15 protein-coding genes are annotated in these 16,774 nt (G+C 51.2%); 4 read left to right on the plus strand and 11 right to left on the minus strand.

Annotation, left to right across the window (positions count from 1 at the left end):
* Positions 1-10 precede the first annotated feature (10 nt).
* From zipA to BLW37_RS14675, 6 genes are all read right to left on the minus strand, one after another.
* Positions 11-898 carry a cell division protein ZipA gene (gene zipA / locus BLW37_RS14650; protein ID WP_091344180.1) on the minus strand — a complete coding sequence of 296 codons (888 nt, stop codon included), beginning with the start codon at positions 896-898 and terminating at the stop codon, positions 11-13.
* 18 nt (positions 899-916) lie between these two features.
* A complete protein-coding gene (gene smc, locus BLW37_RS14655) occupies positions 917-4,336 on the minus strand; it encodes a chromosome segregation protein SMC (RefSeq protein ID WP_091344181.1) in 3,420 nt (1,139 codons plus the stop codon).
* A 6-nt stretch (positions 4,337-4,342) separates the two neighbouring features.
* Positions 4,343-4,846, minus strand: a complete 504-nt coding sequence (locus BLW37_RS14660) for a YcgN family cysteine cluster protein (protein ID WP_091344182.1) — start codon at positions 4,844-4,846, stop codon at positions 4,343-4,345.
* A complete protein-coding gene (locus tag BLW37_RS14665; RefSeq protein ID WP_091344183.1) occupies positions 4,843-5,508 on the minus strand; it encodes a fumarylacetoacetate hydrolase family protein in 666 nt (221 codons plus the stop codon). Before BLW37_RS14665 ends, BLW37_RS14660 begins: the two co-directional genes overlap by 4 nt.
* A gap of 21 nt (positions 5,509-5,529) precedes the next feature.
* Positions 5,530-6,537 (minus strand): lytic murein transglycosylase, encoded by a 1,008-nt coding sequence (locus BLW37_RS14670; protein WP_091344475.1) that lies wholly within the window; start codon positions 6,535-6,537, stop codon positions 5,530-5,532.
* A 63-nt stretch (positions 6,538-6,600) separates the two neighbouring features.
* A complete protein-coding gene (locus tag BLW37_RS14675) occupies positions 6,601-6,876 on the minus strand; it encodes a YcgL domain-containing protein (protein ID WP_091344185.1) in 276 nt (91 codons plus the stop codon).
* Between the two features lie 266 nt (positions 6,877-7,142).
* Here BLW37_RS14675 and minC point away from each other — a divergent pair, with 266 nt between their 5' ends.
* Genes minC through minE form a run of 3 tightly spaced genes read left to right on the plus strand, consistent with a single transcriptional unit; the run spans position 7,143 to position 8,942 of the window.
* The gene (gene minC, locus BLW37_RS14680; protein ID WP_091344478.1) at positions 7,143-7,835 is read left to right on the plus strand and encodes a septum site-determining protein MinC; all 693 of its coding nucleotides are present in this window, start codon (positions 7,143-7,145) and stop codon (positions 7,833-7,835) included.
* A gap of 32 nt (positions 7,836-7,867) precedes the next feature.
* Positions 7,868-8,677, plus strand: a complete 810-nt coding sequence (gene minD / locus BLW37_RS14685; protein ID WP_091344187.1) for a septum site-determining protein MinD — start codon at positions 7,868-7,870, stop codon at positions 8,675-8,677.
* A gap of 4 nt (positions 8,678-8,681) precedes the next feature.
* Positions 8,682-8,942 (plus strand): cell division topological specificity factor MinE, encoded by a 261-nt coding sequence (gene minE / locus BLW37_RS14690; protein ID WP_091344188.1) that lies wholly within the window; start codon positions 8,682-8,684, stop codon positions 8,940-8,942.
* Positions 8,943-9,021: 79 nt separating this feature from the next.
* On the opposite strand, the gene BLW37_RS14695 is transcribed toward minE, so the two are convergent.
* The 5 genes from BLW37_RS14695 to BLW37_RS14715 all read right to left on the minus strand — a co-directional run bounded on the left by BLW37_RS14695 (position 9,022) and on the right by BLW37_RS14715 (position 15,103).
* Complete coding sequence (locus BLW37_RS14695) at positions 9,022-10,407, minus strand: DUF4397 domain-containing protein (RefSeq protein WP_091344189.1); 1,386 nt, start codon at positions 10,405-10,407, stop codon at positions 9,022-9,024.
* 145 nt (positions 10,408-10,552) lie between these two features.
* On the minus strand, positions 10,553-11,692 hold the full coding sequence (gene rnd, locus BLW37_RS14700; protein ID WP_091344193.1) for a ribonuclease D: 1,140 nt from the start codon (positions 11,690-11,692) through the stop codon (positions 10,553-10,555).
* Between the two features lie 3 nt (positions 11,693-11,695).
* A complete protein-coding gene (fadD, locus tag BLW37_RS14705; RefSeq protein ID WP_091344196.1) occupies positions 11,696-13,354 on the minus strand; it encodes a long-chain-fatty-acid--CoA ligase FadD in 1,659 nt (552 codons plus the stop codon).
* Between the two features lie 161 nt (positions 13,355-13,515).
* Positions 13,516-14,361, minus strand: a complete 846-nt coding sequence (locus BLW37_RS14710) for an alpha/beta hydrolase (protein WP_091344197.1) — start codon at positions 14,359-14,361, stop codon at positions 13,516-13,518.
* Positions 14,345-15,103, minus strand: a complete 759-nt coding sequence (locus BLW37_RS14715) for a class I SAM-dependent methyltransferase (protein WP_245785751.1) — start codon at positions 15,101-15,103, stop codon at positions 14,345-14,347. Before BLW37_RS14715 ends, BLW37_RS14710 begins: the two co-directional genes overlap by 17 nt.
* A 333-nt stretch (positions 15,104-15,436) precedes the next feature.
* Here BLW37_RS14715 and BLW37_RS14720 point away from each other — a divergent pair, with 333 nt between their 5' ends.
* A complete protein-coding gene (locus BLW37_RS14720; protein WP_091344200.1) occupies positions 15,437-16,771 on the plus strand; it encodes an alkaline phosphatase in 1,335 nt (444 codons plus the stop codon).
* Positions 16,772-16,774 lie beyond the last annotated feature (3 nt).

The raw sequence follows: 16,774 nt of genomic DNA on the forward strand, positions 1-16,774 counted from the left end.
TGCCAGGGTATTAACGGTAGCCGCGGATCAGTTGCTGACGCTGAAACTCACGGATTTTTTCAACGTAATGGCGCACGGTTTGCACGGTCAACACGCTGCGCTGACCATCCAGCACCTGGCCACCAAACTCTTCAGCAATTTTCTTAGCGGCATTGTTCATCAGGTTAAAGTTTTGCAATGGCTCACCTGGGCCAGGCAAAGTCATGAACAAGCTAATGCCCCTGGTGGTGATTTTCTCCATCTGATCAATATCAAAGGTGCCTGGATTAAACATGTTCGCCAGACTAAACAACACCTCGCCCGAACCCGCACTGTCCTGATGACGATGGAAAATATCCATCTCGCCGAACTTAAAGCCCAGGGTCAGCAGCAAAGGCAGTAAATCCTGCCCTTTGATTTCACGCCCTTCCGGCAGCAACACATAGAGAATGAGCACTTCCGATGGTGCGGCTTCGGCTTGGCTGGTCTCCTCGCTCACTGGCTGCTCGCGCAGCTCCTGTGTCGGGGCCGAACCACTGGCTTGCGACTGGGTAGCACTGAGTGGCCGTTCTTCGCCTTCATCCAAAGCACTGAAAGTCAGCTTTGGCTCAGCAGGCTCATCAAAATCAAACTGATTCTGTATTTCTTCCGGCTCTGGCTCTGACTGAGTAGCGGTTGGCGACTCTGACTGGGGCTGGCTGCTGCCTTTTCGGATCACCCGCACCTTGCCAACACCGAACTCATCAAAGCCATCTGCATCGGCACTGCCAGACGCAGCATCAGTGCTGTCATCCCGGCCAGGGTAATACCGGTGTTTTTGACCGGCATTTTTCCGCACCGTCCAGAGGCCATGCAACAGCAAAGCACCAATGGCCAAGGCTATCAAAATAAAAAGCGCTAAACGTAATTCACTCGCCATTCCCGGATCCTTTTGATTCTAAGAGGCTTCAGCCATTTTTACTGCATCATCAACATCGACTGCGACCACCCTGGACACACCGGGCTCCTGCATGGTCACGCCCATCAGTTGAGCTGCCATCTCCATGGCTATTTTATTATGACTAATATAAATAAATTGTACCGTTTCCGACATTTCCCGTACAAGATTGCAGAAACGTCCGACATTGGCATCGTCCAAAGGTGCATCCACCTCATCCAGCATACAAAATGGTGCCGGATTCAGCTGAAAAATCGAAAACACCAATGATAATGCGGTTAGCGCCTTTTCACCACCCGACAGCAAATGAATGGTGCTGTTTTTTTTCCCCGGTGGCCTGGCCATGATACTGACACCGGTCTCCAGCAAATCATCGTCGGTTAATTCCAGATAAGCACTGCCACCGCCAAACACCTTAGGAAATAGGGTACGCAACCCCTGGTCGACCCGCTCAAAGGTCTCTTTAAAGCGCTGGCGGGTTTCCCGGTCAATTTTACGAATCGCCGTTTCCAGCGTCTCCAGTGCATCGGTTAAATCCTGATGCTGACTGTCCAGGTAGCTTTTCCGTTCGGCTTGTTGCTGGTACTCATCAATGGCCGCCAGGTTAATGGCACCGAGCCTGCTGATAGCATCGCTGGTTTTATCCAGCTCGCTTTGCAATTGTTGCTCATCGGCATCGGTGGCCAATTGTTCCAACACCTGTTTTAACTGAGCTTGTTGTTCCTGCAGAAGTTCCAACATATTGTTGGCACGAATGCGATCCCCTTCCGCATCCAGCTTGAGCGACTCCAGTTGCTGGCGCTTTTGATTGACCAGCTGCAAAATACTGTGCTGGCCCTGCTCCAGCTCACGCATTTTCTGCTCACAGTCCGACAACTGATTTTGCAACTGCTGCAGCTGTAATTCTGCCGTTTCACGTTGCAACAGCACTTCTTGCAGGGCTTCATGCAAGGCCAAATCCGGCTCATCGTCATCGCCATGCTGCAACAAGTGTTGCTCACGCTCCTGCAGATGCTGTTGTTGCTGCTGGCTACGTACCAGGCTTTGCTGCAACAGTTGCAACTGGCGTTGACCGCTGGTTAGGTTTACCGTCAGTTGCTGCAACTGCTGTTGTTGTTGTTCCAGCCGGGACCGTTGCTGACGTAATTGCTGCTGCAGATCCTGTCGCCGCTGCGCCAGGCCGTGCTCACGGCTTTGATGCTGCTCCAGCAGCTCATCCTGCTGCAACAACTGTTCAGACAAAGCTTCCTGCTGCAGCTGCGTATCTTCACCCAGTACTGCCAGTTGCGCCATCTCTTCTTCGAGTTGTTGGCTTTGCTGCTGCCATTGCTGCTGCTGTTGCTGCTGCAACAGCCATTGGGTTCGGGCTTCCTGCTCCTGCTGCTCGCTTTGTTGCAGTGCCTGCTTGCTGCTAGTAACCGCCAGCTGCTGTTGGCTCAGTCGCTGGCTGGTGGTTTCAAGCTCAGCCAATACGATCTGTTCTTGCTGGGCTAACACCGTTTGCTCGCTGCTGAGCTGCTGCAGCCGCTCAGCCCGTGCCAAAAAGCTGTCTTGTTCATCCAGCCCAGCCAACAAACACCAGTTTGGCCCATACCAGTGGCCACTGACTGTCATTAAGGTGAAACCAGCCGCCAAGTCTGGCAATTGTTGCTGCGCACTGGCATCGGTGTCGACTAACAGGATGCGGTAAAAATAATCCGGAATAGCCGCGCCTTGTACTTTATCTGCCAGACAGGGACCTGCTGACTGCGCTGACACAGAGACTGGCTGAGTTAACAGCAGCGTCTGATCTAATGCATCGGGCCAGTGCGGGCTTACACTGGCATGCTGCAAGGCTCCGAGTGCCAGACAGACGGCCTCTGCCCAACCGGGTTCCACCTGCAACTGACTGATCAATTGCTGTTGATTGGCTTGCTGCTGCGCTTGCTGCAGCTTGTTTTGCTCTTGGCTAAGTTGCTGCAACTGCAGCTGCAGCCGATCGTGCTGGCGCTGCAGCTGCTGCAGATCTTGCTGCGTTTGTGAAAGTAGCAGCTCAGCTTGCTGCAATTCGGTGCGCACCTGCTCTGTGCTCACCTTGGCTTGGTGCCAGACTTGTTCACGCTCGTTGTCGGCTTCGGCGGCAAGTTGCCGCTTTAATTCGGCAACTTGCTGCTGTAAACGCTGTTCACGTTGTTGCTGCTGGCTTTGTTGCTGCTGGGCATTGCTCAGTTGCAGTTGCCATTGCTGTTGCTGGCGCTGCAACTGAAACTGCTGTTGCTGCCAGACCTGCCAGTCCTGCTCTGCCTGGTCTTGCGCTTGCTCCAGGCTTTCGAGCTGCTGCTGCAACAAAGCGACTTGCTCTTCACAAAATGCCTGCTCTGGCAGGATCTCTTCCAGCATGGCTTGTTGCTCTTCAAGTTGCTGCTGCTCCAATGACAGATGTGCTCTGGCGTCTTGCAGTTGCTGCTGCACCTTATCCAGCTCTGCGCTGCGCTGCTGGCGCTGCTGACGTTGGTGCAGCAACTGCTGCTCGATACGACTGATTTCAGCGCCCAGCCGGTAAAAGCTCTCCTGCTCAATCGTCTGCTGCTGACGTAGATCCTGCTGCTGTTCCTTTAGTTCAATCAATACCCGCTGATCGCCCATCTGCGCCGCCTGAAACTTTTCCAGCTCGGTTTCCTCGGCAGCCAGTTGCTGTTCCAGTTGGGTTTGTAACTGGTGGAATTTGAGCCAGCGTAACGCGGTCACTTCCGCTTTTAAACGGCGCTCTCGGGCTTTAAGCTCTTTATAACGCTCCGCAGCACTGGCCTGGCGTTTCAGTTTGTCGAGGTTTTTGCCCAGCTCTTCCCGCACATCGGATAAACGATCCAGGTTGTCGCGGGTATGTCGGATGCGGTTTTCGGTTTCTCGTCGCCGCTCTTTGTATTTGGAGATACCAGCCGCTTCCTCAATAAAAACCCGCAGCTCTTGGGGCTTGGACTCAATCAAGCGTGAAATCATGCCTTGCTCGATAATAGCGTAGCTGCGCGGACCAAGACCGGTCCCCAGAAAAATATCGGTAATGTCGCGTCGACGGCATTTGCTACCATTGAGGAAGTAAGTGGATTGAGCATCGCGGGTCACTAAGCGTTTGATGGCAATTTCACTGCGATCGGCCATCGAGCCCTGCACCCTGCCCTGGGTATTTTCAAACACCAGCTCGACCGACGCCTGAGAAACCGGTTTACGCTGCGACGAGCCATTGAAAATAACATCGGTCATGGCATCACCGCGCAGATTCTTGGCCGAGCTTTCACCAAGCACCCAACGTACCGCATCAATGACATTGGATTTACCGCAGCCATTGGGGCCGACCACAGCCGTCATTTGCTGTGGGAAAGGCACTGACGTTGCGTCAACGAAGGATTTAAAGCCCGCCAGCCGGATCTGCTTTAAGCGCATTTCGCCTCAATCAAGGTCATTTAATGGCCAGCGCACAATGAAGTCTTCAAAGTCATGCAAATTGACCTGAGCTTCCGAAATGGTTTTATTGCGCACCGACATTTGTTTTTTATGCATCAGGCTTTTTTTACCATTGTTCAACAGCGGATGCCAGCTTGGCAAGCCTCTGCCTTCATGCAAACGTCGATAACTGCAGGAGGGTGGCATAAAAAAGATGTCTTTCAGGTTGTCTTTGGTCAGTTGAATGCAATCGGGCACCAGGACGGTACGGTTTTGGTATTCCGTGCATTCGCATTTGTGCGAATTCAGATAACGACAGGCGATGTTGGTGTAATGCACCTGCTCGCCTTCTTGCAACTGATCGGTCGGCAAAAAATCCAGCTCAGGGCCTTCATCATCGATAAACTTATTCAGGCAACATTTGGCGCAACCATCGCAGACGGCCTCCCATTCCTGCGGGCTCATCTCAGCCAGGGATTTATGTTCCCAAAAACGTTCTCCCAGGCTCATGCCGCCACCACTTCAGTGTTCAGATGCAACAAGTCGGCCAGTTGCAACACCAGACGATCGCCAGGCTGTAAAGGACCTACCCCAGCCGGGGTGCCAGTGAGGACGATATCGCCTGGTTGCAAACTAAACCAGTGCGACATCTCACTGATCATCTGATGAATACCACGGATCATGGTCGCTGTGGTACCGGATTGACGTAGCTCGCCATTAACGGTCAAACTGAAGTCCAATTGCTGCGGGTGCTTCACCTGCGCCTGCGGCACAAAAGGGCCAACCGGACAGGCCCCATCAAAGCCTTTGGCAATCTCCCAGGGACGCCCCAGTCGTTTCAGCTCGGTTTGAATATCACGTAGCGTGAGATCCAGCGCCAGACTGTAGCCCCAAATCGCCGGGGCCACTTGCTGGGCAGAGGCTTTGCAAAGCGGCGTTTGAATCAATACCGCCAGCTCGGTTTCATTATGCACAGCACCATGATGAAGTGGGATCGCGACCGGCTGGGTTAAGTCGGCAAGCGCCGTAGCGGGCTTGATAAAAAATAAAGCCTCGGCAGCGACCTGACTTTTCATTTCGGCAATATGATCCTGGTAATTCTGACCAATGCACACGACTTTGCCAACGGGCAGATCAATCCGATCACCACAGAGATTACGATGCTGATACATAACTCACTCGCTTCACAGGGCTTACTCGCCCGCTGCAATTAAATCGGCCAGATAACCGACACTGGTGACAAAATAATAAGATCGATTCCAGTGCATTAAGGTTTTGTAATTATCATAGGCCAAATAAGCCCGGCCGCCTTCATTATCCGGCAAAATCAAGGCCGCTTTAATATCACGCTCCGGCAAGTCACGACCATCCAGTCGCCGGACCCCCAACTGTTGCCACTCGGCCAAGGTACGCTCGGTACGTGCCCATTCGCGCAGCCAGGCAGCACGATTTGGAGTGCCGCGTGGAATGGCATAATCCATCGAGAAATTTTCTGGTAATTTGACCTCCCGCCCCCAGGTCTGGCTGTTATCCCAACCCAGTCTTTTCAGATAGTTAGCTATGGAAGCAAACACATCCATCTGGTTGCCCCAGATATCCTTGCGGCCGTCACCGTCGAAGTCCTGCGCATAGGATAAAAACGAACTTGGCATAAACTGGCTTTGTCCCATGGCACCAGCCCAAGAGCCTTTCATGTCGTCTAGCTCTATGTGACCTGCAGCCAGAATGTCCATGGCATGAAAAAATTCGCTGCGGAAAAAGGCCTCGCGCCGCCCCTCGTACGCCAGGGTAGCCAGAGACGAAGGCACTGAGTGGTTGCCCATAAAACGGCCAAAGCTGCTTTCAAGGCCCCATAACGCAATAATAAAGCGACCTTGCACGCCATAGCGGGCTTCCACTTCTTTCAGTTGTTCCTGATAGCGCTGATAGCGTTCACGGGCCATACGGATCCGGGTTTCACTGACCCGCTTGGGCAAATAGGTATCCAGGGTTTCCACCCGCTCCGGCTGGTTGCGATCGGCCGTCACTACCCGCTCATGGAATTGCAAACTGGTAAACACCTGCTCAATCAACGCAGGGTCATACCCCCGCTCAACGGCTTCCTGCCGAAGCCCCTCGGCGTATTCAGAAAAGCTGGGTTTGGCCAGTACCGGAAAAGCCAGCAATAGGCTTAACGCTGTGGCCTGGATCCATGGAATCATGCGCATAACACTCCCGTTCACGATTTTAATTGCACCCATTACTACGTTAAGTGCACTCTTTTACTATTTTAATTGCAATGTGGCTTTGTGTTCCGCCAGCAGATCTTCTGGTGGTGGAGGTAATTGCAGGTAGTAACCTTTATCACTGAGCTCTGCCTTCACTTTACTCAGATCAGCCAACGCCAAAGAAGTTCGCTTTTCAAGGTTAATCAATGTCACCAACTGGGGTTTGCCGAAACTGACCAGTAAGGCATCAGGCACTTTGGAGAAATCATCCCGACGCTCAATATAAAGGTAAGTCTGGTCTTTTTTCAGGCTTTTGTAGACAACACACAACATGGCGTAAAATCACTTTATCGAACTTGCCTAACACTGTAGTAAACTATACCATGAAGCCATTGGCTTGTACCGCGCTTCCCGCCCTGATGCAGAGTTAACAGGATGAAATTCACCCAGCCGGGTGCCCCTTACTCCGACGTCTGTTGCAAAGCTGTTTGAAGCGGCTCAGCCTGATTGGAATTAAACAAACCTAGAATAAAACAACACGTGAGTGTGCGCTGCATTTACCCAAGTTAAGATGATCATACCAAACTATGTCCGAATTATTGTCCGAACCATTCTTTGAGCTGAAAGGCAGCCTGTTTCCGCTGTCGGTCATTCATAGCAGCGACCTGAGTGTCGCAGGCCTGCAGGCCGCTTTGCAACAAAAGCTCGACCAGGCTCCTGGCTTTTTCCATCAGGCAGCCATGGTGATTCAACTGACCCCGGACCACCAAACGGTTGATTTTAACGCGCTTAAGCAGTTGTTTCAGCAGCTTAAGCTGGTGTTGGTTGGCGTGGCCGGAGCAAGCACCGAACAAAAACAGCTGGCTCAGGCAGCAGGCCTTGCCGTATTGCGCCTGGGACAGGACAGTAAACCGCTGGCACCAGCCCCTGGCTCATCGGGTGAAGCTCGGGTCGAGCAGGTACCGATGCATACCAAGGTGGTGGAGCAAAATATCCGCTCTGGCCAACAAATTTATGCCAAAGGAGCTGATTTGATTGTGCGGGGAGCCGTTGGTGCCGGTGCTGAAGTCATCGCCGATGGCAATATCCATATCTACGGCACCTTGCGTGGTAAAGCCATTGCCGGCGCCAGTGGTGACAGCACTAAGCGTATCTTTTGCCAAAACCTGCAGGCCGAGTTGGTATCCATCGCCGGCCATTATTGGTTGAGTGACAGCCTGCAAGGTGATTTTTGGAATAAAGCAGCCTGCATTCGGATGCAGGACGACAGCATTGCCATTGGCGAGCTGTAACATCAACTGAATTGAAAGAAGGAATTGAACCCATGGCAAAAATTATCGTGGTGACCTCAGGCAAGGGTGGCGTTGGTAAGACAACGTCCAGTGCGGCTATTGGCACCGGCCTTGCCTTAAGCGGCCATAAAACCGTCATCGTGGATTTTGATATCGGCTTGCGAAACCTCGATCTGATTATGGGGTGCGAGCGCCGCGTGGTGTACGACTTTGTTAATGTGATCAATGGCGAAGCCAATCTAAAACAAACTCTAATCAAAGACAAACGGGTCGAAAACCTGTTTATTTTACCAGCGTCGCAAACCCGTGATAAAGATGCCCTGACGAAAGAAGGGGTCGAAAAAGTCTTGAATGAACTGGCCAAAGACTTTGAGTTTATAATTTGTGACTCTCCAGCGGGTATTGAAGCCGGTGCCATGATGGCTCTCTATTTTGCCGATGAAGCCGTGGTCGTTACCAACCCGGAAGTCTCCTCGGTGCGCGACTCGGATCGCATTCTGGGCATGCTTAGCAGCAAATCACGACGGGCAGAGCGAAACGAGGATGCCATCAAAGAACATTTGCTGCTTACCCGCTATAACCCGGAGCGGGTGGCCAAAGGCGAGATGCTCAGCGTAGAAGATGTGCAGGAAATTCTGGCTATTCCACTGATTGGTGTCATTCCGGAGTCGCAAGCCGTGCTGAATGCTTCCAACTCTGGCCAACCTGTCACCTTGGATCAAGAAAGCGATGCTGGCCAGGCTTATCTGGACACTGTGAGCCGCTTGCTTGGCAATCACGTCGATTTCCGCTTTTTAACGGTGGAGAAGAAGGGATTACTCAAACGGATTTTTGGAGGTTAGCCGCATGTCATTACTGGATTATTTTCGCTCCACCAAGAAGAAAACTGCCAGTACCGCCAAAGAGCGGTTGCAAATTATTGTGGCGCACGAGCGCAACCGTCGCTCTGGCCCGGATTACCTGCCCCAGCTGGAACGCGATATTCTGGAAGTGATCCGCAAGTACGTCGATATTCCAGCCGATCAGATTTCAGTGTCGTTGGAGCAGCGCTCCGATGAACTCTCGGTGTTGGAGTTGAATGTTAGTTTCCCGGATGAAAAACGATAGTAAACAAAGAGCTTGCATAAAAAAGGCCCACTTTTAACGGTGGGCCAAGCTGCACATCAGTCAGGATGCAAGCACAGAATCAATCTTCCTGCACAAAGTCGTCCATCAGGATTAATCCAAAGTCGGCTGTAAGGCCCTCACCGTCACGCGCAATAGCGGTGTAAATGGTGTTGGCTTCCAGGTCCAGCGTGACCGGGCCAATGGCGGCATCTTTGCTACCAGTTGCTGTTACAGTTACTACATACGAACCTGCTGCCAGTGAGACATATCCGGTTTCCGCCAGGAATGGTACATTGCTAAAGGCTGGCTCAGCATCGCTGATATCATTGGTTGCTGTCACATAGATATCCACATTTGGTGCCAGGAAAGAACCATGGATGATACGTACTTTCGCCTCGGTAGCTACCCGGCGCGGCATGTCCATCAGCACCAATGGGGAAATCTCGCCTTCACCCAGGGAACCTAGTGCATGCACGCTGTAGAACACACCAGCCGCTAAATCCAAGTCTGCATCCAACGCTACAATGCTGTTGTCGGCATTGGCGACCACTTTGACATTGTACTCGTCTGGGTCAACATTAACGTAGCCAGTAAAATCCGGGAAGGATAAGTCCTCAACCAGTCGGATAGTATCATTCACCAAGACATCGACTGCCGGTGCATCGGAAACACCATGGATCACCCGCACCGCTGATTTGCTGTTAGCATCCAGCACATCAAAGAAGGTGCCATTGGGAGCTACCGCCAGTAAAGACACCGGTGAATCACCGGCAAAGCGATTGTTGATGGCAGCTACGACCAGATCGGTGCCAGCGGCTAAATCCAAAGCACCACTATCAAATACCACGGTGTCTTCTCCAGGCAGTGTAATGCGAACCCGGTAATTACCAGCAGGTACATCGACTGCACCGGTAAATTCTGCAAAATCCAGGGTAGCAAGGGGTGCGGTTAAATCATCATCTGGAGCCGTAACATGAATATCCACTGCCGGGGCGGCAGCAGCAGCATGCACCACCTGCAGACGAATGTTGCCGTCTGTAATATCTTCAATATCCGAAGTCACGACCACAGGCATGATGCTGTCTGCTACGACAGACCCTACAGCAAATACTTTGTAGTTGGTGGCCTCTTCCAAAGCTAAATCAACCGGCCCTATCACAGTGAGTGTATCGTCACCTGGCAACAAAGCGTCTACAGCAACGCTATATGTAGCAGGTGGAAGCTCTAATCGAGCAGAGCTTTCAGCGTAGTCAAGGCCTGCAACGGCCACATCACCATTGGCAAGAACATTGACGGCGGGCGCATCGGAAACCGCATGGATCACCCGTAAAGAGGCATCGACAACTGGTGGCGGTGGTGGTGGTGGTGGATTAACCGGCAGTTCAATACGGTCCGAGCTGCTGTTGCATGCTGCAAGTGAAGTCACGATGGCTGCCGAAACAGCAAGACGCTTTATTCCTTTCATGTGAATACCCTTATTGATTGGAGGTTGCTCAAACTTTACGCCACCATTCAAAAGGACGATCACATGAAAATTATTTGAAAAAATAATCCGTTATAATGCAAAAAAAAGGCTGATCCAACCCAGCCTTCCTACGTAAGAAAAAGGTTTAACTGTTATTCAGATGCTCAGGCCAGGGCAGCAGGGGCTGCAACAAGGGTTTACGCCAGCCGCGCAAAAGCTCAGGCACAGGCAACTCCTGACGCTCTGCATCCGACACCCGCCAGCACCAGTTCAAATACTCGGTTTGTTGTCGCTTAGTGGCGAGTAACTCAGCAGGTAATTGATGCTGGCTGGCTGCTTGCTGCACACGTTCACGAATTTGCGCAGTCACTTCACGATAACCGGCAAACTGCTCCCGATGGTAAGCTGGCTGTGGCCAAGCGGCCGGATCACTTTCCAGCGCTTGTTCCACCAAACGCAATACCACTTGACCATGACGCTTGAGCTCACGCTCCGGCAATCCTGGAATGGCCTGCAAGGCAGCAAAGCTTGCTGGGGCTTTGCGGGCAATATCAAACAGCTGCGCATCTTTAAAAACCAGGCCCAAAGCCAGATCTTTGCTCCTTGCGTAATCCAACCGCCACACCACCAATTGCTGCAGCACAGCCAACGCGCGGGGTGGTAACTGCCAACTGTTTTTGATGTCTATAAAACGAAGCTGATCAGGCCACTGCATGCTGCGTCTTAGCTGCAATTGCTCAGCCTCTTGCTGCAACAATTGGTGCTGTTCGGCAGTCAGCTGCTGCTGCAGTTGTTGGTAGACTGGTAATAAATACAGCACATCATTGGCGGCATAACTCAGCTGCGCATCGCGAAGCGGCCGTGCCAGCCAGTTGGTTCTTGACTCGCCTTTATCCAGTTTGGTGCCGGTGACCTGCTCCACCAAAGCTGCAAAACCAACACTGCTGCCCTGACCTAACAGTAACGCAGCCATCTGAGTATCAATTAAGGGCATAATGCTATCAATACCGATGGTCTGAAAGGCGTCTAAATCTTCCATGCAGGCATGCATCACCTTGGTAACATCGGCATTGACCAGCAGGTTTTTTAATGGCAACCAATCGGTAATAGCTAACGGGTCCACCAGCACCAGCTCATCCCCATCGTACAATTGGATTAAGCCCAGCTTTGGCTGCAAAGTGCTTTGACGGATAAACTCGGTGTCGAGTAACAGTAAAGGTTTGCTTGCAGCCTGCAGGCAAAATTGCCGCAGGCTGTCATTATCTTGCAGTAATGGCTTTAACAGAACTTAAGACTCCCGCAGTTCACGGCGTAAAATTTTACCGACATTGGTTTTGGGCAACTCGTCTCGAAACTCAACGTGTTTAGGTACCTTGTAACCAGTCAGGTTCTGTTTGCAATGTGCTATAAGCTCCTCAGCGGTAAGTGATGGATCTTTCTTCACTACGAAGAGTTTCACCACTTCACCAGCCGCATCATTGGGTACACCAACCGCTGCCACTTCCAGCACTTTGTCGTTCATGGCGGCCACTTCTTCAATCTCGTTCGGGAATACATTAAAACCAGACACCAGTATCATGTCTTTTTTACGATCCACGATGTAGAAGAAGCCTTCCTCATCCATACGGGCAACATCCCCTGTATACAACCAGCCATCCTTGATGGTTTTGTCGGTTTCATCCGGACGGTTGTAGTAGCCTTTCATCACTTGCGGTCCTTGTACGATCATCTCGCCAGGCTCACCAGTAGCGACATCCTTACCTTCTTCATCCACGATACGGATTAAGGTTGATGGTGCAGGCAAACCAATACTACCGGTAAAGCCATCCACATCGTAGGGGGTAAGGGTAACTAAAGGACAACATTCAGTTAAGCCATACCCTTCCAGCAAACGGGTTTTGGTTAATTTTTGCCAACGCTCAGCCACTGGACGCTGCACAGCCATACCCCCACCCAGTGATATCTTTAGCTGACTGAAGTCGATGTCGGTGAAACCAGGCGTATTCATCAAGCCATTAAACAGGGTGTTAACCCCAGTTAAAGCAGTGAATGGGAAAGCTTTAAGCTCTTTGATAAAGGTAGGCATATCACGCGGATTGGTGATCAGCAAGTTGGTGCCACCGTACTTCATAAAGACCAGGAAATTGGCGGTTAGTGCGAAGATATGGTACAGCGGCAAAGCGGTTACCACCCGCTCCTTACCTTCTTCAAGAATAGGATCCAAACAAGCGGAAGCCTGCTCCAGATTGGCCACCATATTACGGTGCGTCAACATAGCGCCTTTGGACACCCCAGTAGTACCACCGGTGTATTGCAAAAAGGCTAAATCGCTGCCATCAACATCTGGCAATTGGTATTTCAGGTGCTGGCCTTTTTCCAACACCTCTTTAAAAGAGATGACTTTGCTGAGCTGGTAGGCTGGCACCAACTTTTTGATGTGCTTTACCACCAGATTCACAATAGTGCCTTTGACCATTCCCAGCATATCACCCATCTTGGTCAGGATGACGTGTTCAAGCTTTACTTTCTTTTGCACTGCAGCCAGGGTATGGGCAAAGTTTTCGACGATAACAATAGCTTTGGCTTTGGAATCGTTTAACTGATGCTCCAGCTCACGTGGCGTGTACAACGGATTCACATTGACCACGGTGCAACCTGCACGCAACACACCGGTAATAGCAACCGGGTTCTGCAGTAGGTTTGGCATCATGATGGCAACGGCATCACCTTTACCAAGTCCCAGCTCTTTTTGCAAATAGGCCGCAAATGCTTTGCTCAGCTTATCGAGTTCGCGGTAACTGATGCTTTTACCCATGTTGACGAAAGCAGTGTGATCCGGAAACTTATTGATACTCTGCTCAATGATATCCAACAAGGAATGATAATGATCGGCATTGATCTCAGCAGGTACGCCGGCTGGGTAACGTTTTAACCAAACTTGCTCCACCGTCCTCTCCTTAAAAATTCTTGTCTTAATTGTGTTTTATTCTGTTTTATTATGGCTTGGCCCGACTGTCAATGCAGCAGCACCAGTTCAGAGTTTTTACTCTAGCCAATTATCTTCCCACAAAAGTGGTCAGGCCACAATCGGCTTGCTGTCATCTCACTTCAGGATGCGGCAGATAAAAATTGCTGAATACTGACGGCTACCTGCTTAGCTTCGGTCATGTGACAATGATGTCCACCAATGACCCTTTGGTGTCGTAATCGATGATAATACGGCTGCCAGGAAATACCTTGCTCTTTAAACATACCATCTTGTGCCAGAACTGCCAGTACCGGACACTCAACCGCAGCAATCAAGGCTTTGGCTTGCGCCGGACTTAACCGATAGACAGATTGCTGCCGTAAACGCATATCTGCCCGCCAACGAAAACCATCGGCTTGCTGCACGGTGCCACGCTCGGCCAGCAACATGGCTTCGGTCAGGGTAAAATCACTTTGTTTTAAGCGGGCTTCGGCAGCAGCTTTCAGGCTCGGGTAACAAGGGACTCGGCTGGGTTGTGGCTTTAATCGTGATTCAATGCCCAGACGCAGTTGCCCAGCAGCCGTTGCTTCATCCGCCACCACAAACCCAAGACTATCTATCAACACCAGCTGCTTTACCAGCTCAGGGAAACTGGCTGCCAAGGCCGTCGCCACCATGCCGCCCATCGAGTGACCAATAATGGTCAGGTCTTGCCATTGCTGTTGCTGGCATAAGGCAACTAAATCCTGTACCCAATCAAAAAAATAATAAGCCGCATCAGGACCACGGTGAGATGAATGGCCGTGGCCGGGAAATTCTAATGCCAAAAGTGGAAGCCCTTTGAGCTGCTTTGCTAAAGGCAAAAAGCTGGCCGCATTATCCAGCCAGCCATGCAAACACAGTATCGGCTGCCCCGGCAGAGTCGCATTGCTGCTAAGTGCGGCTAATTCAAGACCACTGAGTAAGAACTTATGGCTGAACTGCATAAGGACGTGAAGAATAATGCTCTGGTTTGATAAATTTCAGCGTCATGCGGTCACTTTCGCCAATCGCCAAAAATCGCTCACGATCTTCAGAACCCATCGCCAATGTGGGGGGTAAACTGTAAACCCCGCGCGGATGATCGCGTGTATCCAGTGGATTGGCATTAATCTCACTGCGATCCAGCAACTGAAAGCCAGCGAATTCCGCCACCATAATGATGTACGCTTCATCCAGATAGCCTTCGCCGGCAAAACTGGTGATGTCGGATACCCGGCTGGCTCTGTGCTCCACCATACCCAGAATGCCACCTGGTTTTAATACCCGGAAAAACTCCTGCATGCTCTGCAGTAACAAGCCATGCTGATCCCAAATATGGGCATTGCGAAAACTCAATACTCTATCGTAGTGGCCTTCTTGCCCCAGATGAAGCAGCTCAGGCGGATCAAACGCCAACTGCTTCACAGCACCAAAATACTCCGGTTGCAGCTCAATCCGCTCGGACAGTTGACGACTGATTCGCGCCCAAAACCGCTGCCTATCGTCATCTGCATCCAATTGCAGCTGGCGATGATGAGCAATGGTTAACTGCCCCTGATCTCTTAAATAAGGTGCCAGAATTTCCGTGTACCAACCCCGGGCAGGCCAGATTTCCAATACCTGATGCTGTGGTTCGACGGCAAAAAACAGCAATGTATCCACAGGATTGCGGTAGCGATTGCGAGCTTTGTGTCCATCAGAACGCAATGGGTGATCCGCATAAAAACTGAGTTGGTCGGAGAATGAAAGTTCTTGCGTTGCTGTATCTGCTTGAAGCGGCAATAGCAAACTGGTACAACAAAGCAAACACGCCTGAATTATTTTTGTTGGTAGCGTCATTGGAACCTCGTTGACTTGCACTTGAGTCAGGTGATGATTACAAATTCTTACAAATCATCTGAGTACAGCATGCCACGAAAGTTCCGACTGTCCAGCTTTTATGCAGTTTATCGCTATAAAAGCAGGATTTAGCCGATGTTTTTGTAGAGTAGTCTGCAATTCGGTACACTTAACCTCGTATTACTCCTGAAAGGAATGTTGATGAATCGCTTCGTCTTGCCGCTGGCTGCTACTCTTATCCTGGCGGCCTGCGCCCAAACCCCATCCTCCACCCCACCCGCTGTGGAGCAGACTGCACCCAGCAATATTATTTTTATGATTGGCGATGGCATGGGGTCTAACTATCTGACGGCCTATCGTTATTTTCTGGCTGAAGGCAAACACCAACAGATTAAACCTACTATCTACGATCAGCTCTGGACTGGCATGTCCAGTACCTGGCCGGATGATCAAACCCTGGTGACCGATTCTGCTGCCAGTGCCACCGCATTAGCGACAGGCTTTAAGTCATTTAATGGTGCCATCTCAGTCGACCAGCAACACGTACCCATTGGCACTATGATGCAGCAAGCTAAACGCCTGGGTAAAGCCAATGGCATAGTGGCCAGCTCACAAATCAATCATGCCACACCGGCTGCTTTTTTAGCGCACAATAAAAGTCGACGGAATATGGATGCCATTGCCGATCAGTACTTTGATATTCGCATCAATGGGCAGTTGGTACCGGATGTAATGTTCGGTGGTGGTTTAACACACTTTATTCGCGACGATCGTAATCTGGTGTCTGAGTTTCAGGCCGAGGGCTATCAGTATGCCGACAGCTGGCAGCAGCTGAAGCAGCTAAACCAGATGCCGGCACTGGCACTGCTGGCTGAGAATGGCCTGCCTTATGTGCTCAACCAGGAGATGGAGTCACCGCTTCAGATCATGACAGAAAAAGCACTGGAGTTGTTGGCGGGTCACCCACACGGCTTTGTGCTGATGGTCGAAGGCAGCCAAATCGACTGGTGTGGTCATGCCAATGACATTGCCTGCGCCATGGCTGAGATGCACGACTTTGCCAGGGCCATTCAGTCGGCCAAGGCGTTTGTTGATGCCAATCCGGATACTTTGCTGATTATTACTGCCGATCACGAGACCGGAGGTCTGGCGCTGGCAGCCGATGGTATTTATGAATGGCGAGCCGATCTTATCTATGGTGTCCAGTTCACCGTGCGGGAAATTACCCGTCGTATGATGGAGCTGGAGCAGGCTGAGCTGGCCGATCAATGGCGGCACTGGACCGGCCTAACATTAAGTGATGAGCAACGAATGGCCGTGCTGGCGGTCCATGATGACAAAACAGAGCTTAGAAACCTGCTAAATGGCTTTATCAATCAGGCCACCCGCACTGGCTGGACCACAACTGGTCATACAGCCGCCGATGTGCCGGTACTGGCTTATGGCAAAGGCGCTGAACAATTCACTGGTTTTATGGACAACATCGACATTGCCAAACGGCTGATGCAGTTTATCCAGTCTTCAGCCAGCCAATAAAAA

The organism is Alkalimonas amylolytica, from assembly GCF_900107845.1.
Lineage (GTDB): Bacteria > Pseudomonadota > Gammaproteobacteria > Enterobacterales > Alteromonadaceae > Alkalimonas > Alkalimonas amylolytica.

What these genes read in the sequence shown, in the direction of transcription:
- zipA (WP_091344180.1), bottom strand. Translation starts at nt 898, where the DNA reads ATGGCGAGTGAATTACGTTTAGCGCTTTTTATTTTGATAGCCTTGGCC.
- BLW37_RS14670 (WP_091344475.1), bottom strand. Translation starts at nt 6,537, where the DNA reads ATGATTCCATGGATCCAGGCCACAGCGTTAAGCCTATTGCTGGCTTTT.
- minD (WP_091344187.1), top strand. Translation starts at nt 7,868, where the DNA reads ATGGCAAAAATTATCGTGGTGACCTCAGGCAAGGGTGGCGTTGGTAAG.
- BLW37_RS14720 (WP_091344200.1), top strand. Translation starts at nt 15,437, where the DNA reads ATGAATCGCTTCGTCTTGCCGCTGGCTGCTACTCTTATCCTGGCGGCC.
- minE (WP_091344188.1), top strand. Translation starts at nt 8,682, where the DNA reads ATGTCATTACTGGATTATTTTCGCTCCACCAAGAAGAAAACTGCCAGT.
- BLW37_RS14660 (WP_091344182.1), bottom strand. Translation starts at nt 4,846, where the DNA reads ATGAGCCTGGGAGAACGTTTTTGGGAACATAAATCCCTGGCTGAGATG.
- smc (WP_091344181.1), bottom strand. Translation starts at nt 4,336, where the DNA reads ATGCGCTTAAAGCAGATCCGGCTGGCGGGCTTTAAATCCTTCGTTGAC.
- BLW37_RS14695 (WP_091344189.1), bottom strand. Translation starts at nt 10,407, where the DNA reads ATGAAAGGAATAAAGCGTCTTGCTGTTTCGGCAGCCATCGTGACTTCA.
- BLW37_RS14665 (WP_091344183.1), bottom strand. Translation starts at nt 5,508, where the DNA reads ATGTATCAGCATCGTAATCTCTGTGGTGATCGGATTGATCTGCCCGTT.
- BLW37_RS14675 (WP_091344185.1), bottom strand. Translation starts at nt 6,876, where the DNA reads ATGTTGTGTGTTGTCTACAAAAGCCTGAAAAAAGACCAGACTTACCTT.
- BLW37_RS14710 (WP_091344197.1), bottom strand. Translation starts at nt 14,361, where the DNA reads ATGCAGTTCAGCCATAAGTTCTTACTCAGTGGTCTTGAATTAGCCGCA.